Source organism: Nostoc parmelioides FACHB-3921, from assembly GCF_014696625.1.
GTDB classification, from domain to species: Bacteria; Cyanobacteriota; Cyanobacteriia; order Cyanobacteriales; family Nostocaceae; genus Trichormus; species Trichormus parmelioides.
Map to the genome: position 1 here is coordinate 1 of NZ_JACJQL010000130.1, position 8,008 is coordinate 8,008.

General features: G+C 43.6%; 5 protein-coding genes. 3 read left to right on the forward strand and 2 right to left on the reverse strand.

Annotated features, from left to right (window positions below; all coding sequences use genetic code 11):
* Positions 1-122: 122 nt before the first annotated feature.
* Together H6G14_RS32260 and H6G14_RS32265 are read right to left on the reverse strand one after the other, a co-directional pair.
* Positions 123-3,848: a HEAT repeat domain-containing protein gene (locus H6G14_RS32260; RefSeq protein WP_190572967.1), complete on the reverse strand. Its 3,726-nt coding sequence runs from the start codon at positions 3,846-3,848 to the stop codon at positions 123-125.
* Between the two features lie 96 nt (positions 3,849-3,944).
* Positions 3,945-4,664, reverse strand: a complete 720-nt coding sequence (locus tag H6G14_RS32265; protein WP_190572969.1) for a Uma2 family endonuclease — start codon at positions 4,662-4,664, stop codon at positions 3,945-3,947.
* Positions 4,665-4,920: 256 nt separating this feature from the next.
* Here H6G14_RS32265 and serA point away from each other — a divergent pair, with 256 nt between their 5' ends.
* The 3 genes from serA to H6G14_RS32280 all read left to right on the forward strand — a co-directional run bounded on the left by serA (position 4,921) and on the right by H6G14_RS32280 (position 7,981).
* A complete protein-coding gene (gene serA, locus H6G14_RS32270; protein ID WP_190572972.1) occupies positions 4,921-6,501 on the forward strand; it encodes a phosphoglycerate dehydrogenase in 1,581 nt (526 codons plus the stop codon).
* Positions 6,502-6,579: 78 nt separating this feature from the next.
* A complete protein-coding gene (gene prmA, locus H6G14_RS32275) occupies positions 6,580-7,500 on the forward strand; it encodes a 50S ribosomal protein L11 methyltransferase (protein ID WP_190572974.1) in 921 nt (306 codons plus the stop codon).
* A gap of 163 nt (positions 7,501-7,663) precedes the next feature.
* Positions 7,664-7,981 carry a DUF433 domain-containing protein gene (locus H6G14_RS32280; protein ID WP_242054308.1) on the forward strand — a complete coding sequence of 106 codons (318 nt, stop codon included), beginning with the start codon at positions 7,664-7,666 and terminating at the stop codon, positions 7,979-7,981.
* Positions 7,982-8,008 lie beyond the last annotated feature (27 nt).

Consider the following 8,008-nt stretch of genomic DNA (forward strand, 5'->3'; position numbering starts at 1 on the left):
AAAACCAGCGTGGTAAGTGAGGAAACACGGGGATAAATCCCCTTGAGTCGCGTTTCATCCCCTCGATAAATCGTAGGGGTTCTCACGCTCCCACTATATTCTGATAGCCCCCTGCATTACATTCATCTTTGCCACTCCTGTAACTTTGTCTGAGCATATTTCTGCACTTGCTCATCTGGGTCATTCTCTGCTCTGTCGCGCAACAGTGGTAAAGTTTTTTCATGCTGGGGATACTGTTTGACTATTATCTCAAGTGCAACGCGCCGGGGATTTTGGTTAAAATCATCATGGTTGTCTTCAAAGGGGTCGGTGGTTGCACAGTTATAGTAGATTTCAAAAAGTTCAGGCTGAGATTTATAAGCCTTAGCTAATTCATTTACTGCTGTCAGTCGCACATCCGAATCATTATCATCAGTGGCGAGTTGTTGGAGAATAGATTTGGTAGTGGGGTCATCCTTGTAAGCCAGGGCTAATTGTTGCACTGCTATCCGTCGGACACCCGAATCATCATCAGTGGCGCATTGTTGGAGAAAGGTTTTGGTAGTGGGGTCATCCTTGTAAGCCAGGGCTAATTGTTCCACTGCTATCCGTCGGACACCCGAATCATTATCATCAGTGGCGAGTTGTTGGAGAATAGATTTGGTAGTGGGGTCATCCTTGTAAGCCAGGGCTAATTGTTCCACTGCTATCCGTCGGACAACCGAATCATTATCAGTGGCGCGTTGTCGGAGAAAGGTTTTGGTAGTGGGGTCATCCTTGTAAGCCAGGGCTAATTGTTGTACTGCTGTCCGTCGCACATCCCAATCATTATCAGCAGTGGCGAGTTGTTGGAGAATGGATTTGGTAGTGGGGTCATCCTTGTAAGCCAGGGCTAATTGTTCCACTGCTGTCCATCGCACATATTTATCATCATCAGTAGTGGCGAGTTTTTGGAGAAAGGTTTTGGTAGTGGGGTCATGCTTGTAAGCCAGGGCTAATTGTTCCACTGCTGTCCATCGCACATCCGAACTATCATCAGCAGTGGCGCATTGTTGGAGAAAGGTTTTGGTAGTGGGGTCATCCTTGTAAGCCAAGGCTAATTGTTGTACTGCTGTCCGTCGCACATCCGAATCATAATCAGCAGTGGCGCGTTGTTGGAGAAAGGTTTTGGTAGTGGGATCATCCTTGTAAGCCAGGGCTAATTGTTGTACTGCTGTCCGTCGCACATCCGAATCATAATCAGCAGTGGCGCGTTGTTGGAGAAAGGTTTTGGTAGTGGGATCATCCTTGTAAGCCAGGGCTAATTGTTGTACTGCTGTCCATCGCACATCCGAACTATCATCATCAGAGGCGAGTTGTTGGAGAATAGATTTGGTAGTGGGGTCATCCTTGTAAGCCAGGGCTAATTGTTGTACTGCTGTCCATCGCACATCCGAACTATCATCATCAAAGGCGAGTTGTTGGAGAATAGATTTGGTAGTGGGGTCATCCTTGTAAGCCAGGGCTAATTGTTCCACTGCTGTCCATCGCACATCCGAACTATCATCATCAGAGGCGCATTGTTGGAGGAAGGTTTTGGTAGTGGGGTCATCTTGCCAAGTTGTGGCTATTGCTGTGACTGCTTGAGTGCGAATTTCTCTAACTAGCTCCGTTTTTTCATGATCGTAGCGATGATAATAATACCAAAGATCATATTTAGTTAAGTCTTTTAGATGATTCAGCAGTTTATCACTTGTTGACTCAATTACTGAACGATTTCTGACTTCAACAAGACACTTAGCTGCCAAAAATATATTAGTGAATTTCTTCTCTTCACCATCCTGCACCATTAAATAATCTATAATTTCGCCAACGAATTTGGCATCAATCATCCCAGCAATTAATAGTAAGACTTCATGCCAAGTTTCATCTTCCCAGTGTTTGCCAAAAACCTCTTGCTTAAGCTGTTCAATATTTAGCGTTTGCGTTTCTTTAAACCGCCAGACAAACTCCCAAGCACAGAAATATTCCAAAAAAGTGCGATGCACAAAAGCATAGTAATCAGCACCGAGGAAACATAACATAAAGTTACGAGTCCTCAGTTGTTCTCTCATTACCCTGGCAGCTTGTCTGGGTTGATTAATTTCTATAGTTCTTAAATATTCAGTCAGAATATTTTCTAATTGATCAGCACTAATCACATTACCAGCTAAACCTGCACCACTTGTTTGCATACTATACGCAACTTGACGCAGCATAGCTTGCTTATCTTTATAATCAATAGTCTTATGATCTAGCCGTTTATCTTCTTCTAAAGCCCGTTCCACATCCCACTGATGCAACAATACCCGCGATGCTTGTTCATAAAGTGAGCTTCTATCTCTAGGTAATTCCTGATTACGGTTGAGAATTGCCATCATCGTCAACAATAGAGGATTTCCTGCTAATTCTGTAATGGCTTTGGAATTTTCAATTCCTCTTTCCAGCCTTTCCCGTTTTCTAAGTTTCTCCGCTTCATCACTGAAAGTTAACTCATGCCAACGGTGAATAAAATCCTGAATTTGTGCTGAGTCCAAATCTTGCAACATAAAATGGCGAAACTCAGCATCTCGCAGCCGTTGCGGTTTATAACCAATTACGCGAGAAGTAACAATCACCTGAGCGTTAGGATACTCGTTGGTAAAGCGATGAATATCTGTAATTACATCCTCTCGCTTACCAGGGTCAAATACTTCATCTAACCCATCAAACATTACTAAAGCGTTACCGGCTTGTAGCTGTTCACGCATTTGATGTTGATTGAGATGTTCAATTGCACCGCTACATTTATCCAAAAATTCCAAAAAGTTATGACACTCATTCCCATCCCGCCGCCGCATATAAGTACGTAACTCAATTAACAAAGGAATTGGTTGTGAGATCACATTATCTAATGGTGACTCAGACCAATTCAAAGCTAAATATTGCAATAGTGTAGACTTACCAGAACCAGGATCACCCAAAATTACAACATATTTATAAGTTTGCTTATTATTAACAACATCTAATACTGAAAGTAGTGGCTGTTCTAAATAAACCCTTGTGAGTTTTTGCAATTCCTCGGCAGCAATTTCTGCCTCTATTTGGTCACTTTCTCGCAGCCTTCTAAAGTGTTCTTTCGGCAGTTCATGAACTCGCGGCAAAACTTGATGCACTTCCCGCACATTTTGAGCTATGAACATTCGCCATAATTTGAGTTCGTTATAAGCGTAGCCAGTCGTATCTAAACTGTCTAATTTTAAATTGCCGTAATGCTCACTAATTGCTTCTTGATAGCGTTTTAAATCGAATTGAGAAATAATGCCAGCTATGGCTTGTGTGTTTTCTTTAATTTGCTCTATATTCTGAGAATCAAGAATTGCCCTCAGTTCGGGAAATTCTCGAATAATCTTCTTCACTCTTAATAAGTATTCTCTGCCTATCTTCTTCCATTTAAAATCTTCTGGTAGCGAGCTAGATATACTAGATAGATACCAAATTTCTTGTAATCTCTTAGTATTGACAACCTCACATTCATAGTCAAAAGCAGCACCCAAAATTTCTTTAACTTCTGGCTGCTTTAAAAACTGCTGTAACGGCTGGGTATAATTTTCAATTTCCTCTTTGGATAGTTCACCGTATTCCAAATCTTGCTGCATGAGTTGCAGAAATTCTGCAAACGCCATTACTTCAGCTTTCTGTAGTGGTTCTCGCTGGAATGGTGCAGTCACAGCATTATGAATAATATTTCTGAAAAAATCTTTAGCGTAATCTTTGACTAACTCTTCTAAAAATTCCTTGCTGATGATAGTCTTAACCAAAAATCCAAATGCTTTTCCTGCAATCCAAGTACCAAACCATTCAATTAACATACCCGTGTCTGTTGATATTCTGACTACGAGTATATACACCAACTTGTTGAAGGTTACGAAATTTCAGGGTTATTGCAGAAATGTCAAGGTTAAATCTCAAATCAAATTATCAGGATCTATTCCCAAAGCGCGTAATCTTTCCGCCAACTGTTGGGCGCGTTGTGCTTCCTGCTGGGCGCGTTGTTGGGCAAGTTGCGCTTGTTGTTGTGCTTGTTTAATCTGTTCTTCTGGTGTGGGATAACGCTTTCCTGCTTCGTCGTACCAATACATCCATTCCCGTGTTACACCGCAATAATTTCCCCTTTCGCAACCAATTCCTAAACCAATTTCTGGTAGCCAAACTGGGTTTCCCTCTTGCAATTCATATTTGCCGTTCACTAATTTATGTACTTCTAAATGGGGTTTGCGACGGCGGCGAGAAGAATAAATGACGTAATAAAGTACACCCAAAGCGGCATAGTCATTTAATTTATCACTGTATTCTTTGCGGTAGTTTTGAGAAACTACTTCTAACACTAATATGGGAACAACTTGTTCATCCCACAGTACATAACTGGGACGCAGTTCTTCATCATAAAATCTTTCTACCCCAAGGCTCAAAAACCCATCTGGCACAATTGGTGGTTGATCTGGGTGAAAATAAACACCCATATCTACACCAAAAAACCAGTCCATCCGTTCTGCCCAGAGTAGCAGCAGAATTGCTTTTAGTAATCCTGGGATAAGTTCTTGCAGTTCGTTATCCACTGGTGTTTCGTCAGAATCTGGTAGTTCGTCGGCTGAAGGTAAGTACCTTGGCAAGTTGAAGTTTAGCATGACGGGTTGCCCCAAAATCTTCTACACCAGTGTTTTCATCAGCATTATAGCGGTTTCTTTGGTGTAGGGGTGTGGCTTCACCCTCACACCCTTACACCCCTATACCCCCACACCTACACTCTGATATCCTCTAGTACATGGTGTGAGTGAAGGTTAAGTTGTTATTAAAACGCAGATTTTTTGCTGAAGTGTAACGAATAAAGTCTAAACTAAAAAGTCTTGTGCAGCAAAACTTGTCACTATAAATGATGTAATCATGTCTAAGGTTCTCGTCTCCGATCCTATTGACCAGGCTGGCATTGACATTCTCTCGCAAGTCGCTACTGTTGATGTCAATACAGGTCTCAAACCAGCAGAATTAATAGAAATTATTGGTCAGTATGACGCGTTAATGATTCGTTCGGGTACGCGCGTCACGCAAGAAATTATTGAAGCAGGTACACAACTGAAAATCATCGGTCGTGCAGGTGTGGGTGTGGATAATGTAGATGTTCCGGCTGCTACTCGTCGAGGAATTGTTGTGGTCAATTCTCCTGAGGGGAACACCATCGCCGCCGCCGAACACGCCTTGGCAATGATGCTGTCGTTGTCTCGCCACATCCCCGATGCTAACGCTTCCGTGAAACGCGGTGAGTGGGATCGCAAAACTTTCGTAGGTGCGGAAGTTTACAAAAAAACTTTAGGGGTTGTGGGTTTAGGCAAAATTGGTTCCCATGTGGCTACTGTTGCGAAAGCAATGGGAATGAAATTGTTAGCTTACGATCCCTTCATTTCGACTGAACGGGCTGAACAAATTGGCTGTCAGTTGGTAGATTTAGATTTGCTGATGCAGCAATCTGACTATATTACTCTGCACATCCCCAAAACCCCAGAAACTACTCACATCATCAACGCCACCACTCTGGCGAAAATGAAGCCCACCGCCCGGATTATCAACTGCGCCCGTGGGGGAATTATTGATGAAGCAGCCTTAGCCGCAGCCGTTAAAGAAGGGAAAATTGCCGGGGCGGCGCTGGATGTGTTCGAGTCGGAACCACTGGGTGAATCAGACTTAAGAGCGATCGGTAAAGATATCATTCTTACCCCCCACTTAGGTGCATCTACCACAGAAGCCCAGGTGAATGTAGCTATTGACGTAGCCGAACAAATCCGCGATGTGTTGTTGGGTTTACCCGCACGTTCCGCCGTCAACATCCCCGGACTCGGCCCCGATGTGTTGGAAGAACTCAAACCCTATATGCAGCTAGCGGAAACCTTGGGTAAGTTGGTAGGACAGCTAGCAGGTGGACGAGTAGAACTACTCACCGTCCGCTTACAAGGGGAACTCGCTACTAACAAGAGTCAGCCTTTAGTAATTGCTTCCCTCAAAGGATTACTACACCAAGCCCTACGGGAAAGGGTAAACTACGTCAACGCCAACATAGAAGCCAAGGAACGGGGAATCAGAGTTATTGAAACCCGCGACGCTTCCGCCCGTGACTATGCTGGTTCCCTACGCCTGGAAGCGACAGGAACTTTAGGCACTCATTCCGTTACCGGCGCATTGCTAGGTGATAAGGAAATTCACCTCACCGACGTTGACGGCTTCCCGATTAACGTCCCACCAAGCAAATACATGGTGTTCACCTTGCACCGTGATATGCCGGGAATCATCGGCAAACTCGGTTCCTTACTAGGCAGCTTTAATGTCAATATTGCCAGCATGCAGGTAGGGCGGAAAATCGTCCGTGGTGATGCCGTTATGGCTCTCAGCATTGATGATCCCTTACCAGATGGTATTTTGGCGGAAATCACCAAAGTACCCGGCATTCGGGACGCGTATACAGTAACACTATAGGAGTCAGTAATCAGAACTCAGAAGTCAGCAGAAATAATTTCTCCTGACTCCTGAATTCTGGATTCTCAATTTTCAACAATGGCAAACACTTGGTGGGAAATACAGATTTCATGTGAATCGGCGCTAGAAGACTCTGTTTCTTGGCGACTGGAAGATTTTGGTTGTCGTGGTACAGCTAGCGAAAGTAAGGGTGATTCTTGCTTAGTTAAGGGTTATTTGCCGATATTTCAAGCACAGTTATTAGATTTAGCGGCGTTGGGGTTATGGTTGCAACAAGATGCCCTGTGTATAGGATTATCTTCTCCTACCTTGACTTGGCAGCTCATTGATGAGGAAGACTGGGCAAGTAGCTGGAAACAATATTGGCATCCGCAGGAAATAGGCGATCGCTTCCTCATCAACCCCGCATGGCTACCATCGCCGGAAAACTCCGATAGGTTAGTCATCCGCCTCGACCCTGGTGTAGCATTTGGTACGGGAAACCATGCCACCACCCAATTATGTCTAGAATCCCTAGAAATGAGATTGAGTGAGGTTCCCAAATCATTTATCAGTCAAGGAGGGAATCAAGAACCTGTCATAATTGCAGATATTGGTTGTGGTTCTGGTATCCTTTCGATTGGGGCAGTTTTATTAGGCGCACAGAAAGTCTATGCAGTAGATACCGATCCCTTAGCCGTGCAGTCAACCTTCAGCAATCGCGCCCTCAACGAGGTCAACCCAGAACGCCTAGTACCAGCAGAAGGTAGCGTAGATATCTTAAAGAAACTGATTGAACGCCCGGTAGATGGTATTGTTTGCAATATTTTAGCTGATGTCATTATTCAATTAGTCCCAGAAATCAGCGAGATATCTAAACCTAGCACTTGGGCTATTTTTAGCGGGATTTTAGTTGAACAATCTACCTCTGTTGCTGAGGCTTTAGAAAAACACGGTTGGGTAGTCGCTACTATGTGGAAACGCAAAGAATGGTGCTGCTTAAATGTCAGGCGTACTTAAATTATCAAAAATTGTGAATTTATTCCCTTAGCCAACAGGAGACAAAATTCGTGAATAGAGTGAGAGTGATGAGGTTCCGTCAACTATCGCTTTCTCTCATTTAATATCATGCTGTTTCCGTTAAAATATATAAATATGTCTTTCCTCTGGGCATGGCAATTTTATGACACTTCAGAAGTTAGAATCACAACTACTTGCCTTGACACCAAACGAGAAAGCACAGGCAATTCAGTTACTGGCTCAAAGTTTGGGCAATCCTTGGCGAGGGATTGAGAAAACTGCCTATGTGTGTGGTGGGGATGCGTGTATTACCGGAACCCGTATTCCTGTTTGGGTTTTAATTAATGCGCGTAGGTTAGGTATTAGTGAAGCTCAACTTTTGAAAGACTATCCCACTTTATGGGTCTTGGCAACTTTTGGTGATCTTGGTTGGGGCAAGGCAGAAGGCAGAGGGCAGAAGGCAGAAGGCAGAAAGATATAATTGAGATACTTCAAACTTTACTCCATC

Coding starts and splice junctions, on each gene's coding strand:
- H6G14_RS32260 (WP_190572967.1), bottom strand. CDS start 3,848: ATGTTAATTGAATGGTTTGGTACTTGGATTGCAGGAAAAGCATTTGGA.
- H6G14_RS32265 (WP_190572969.1), bottom strand. CDS start 4,664: ATGCTAAACTTCAACTTGCCAAGGTACTTACCTTCAGCCGACGAACTA.
- serA (WP_190572972.1), top strand. CDS start 4,921: ATGTCTAAGGTTCTCGTCTCCGATCCTATTGACCAGGCTGGCATTGAC.
- prmA (WP_190572974.1), top strand. CDS start 6,580: ATGGCAAACACTTGGTGGGAAATACAGATTTCATGTGAATCGGCGCTA.
- H6G14_RS32280 (WP_242054308.1), top strand. CDS start 7,664: ATGACACTTCAGAAGTTAGAATCACAACTACTTGCCTTGACACCAAAC.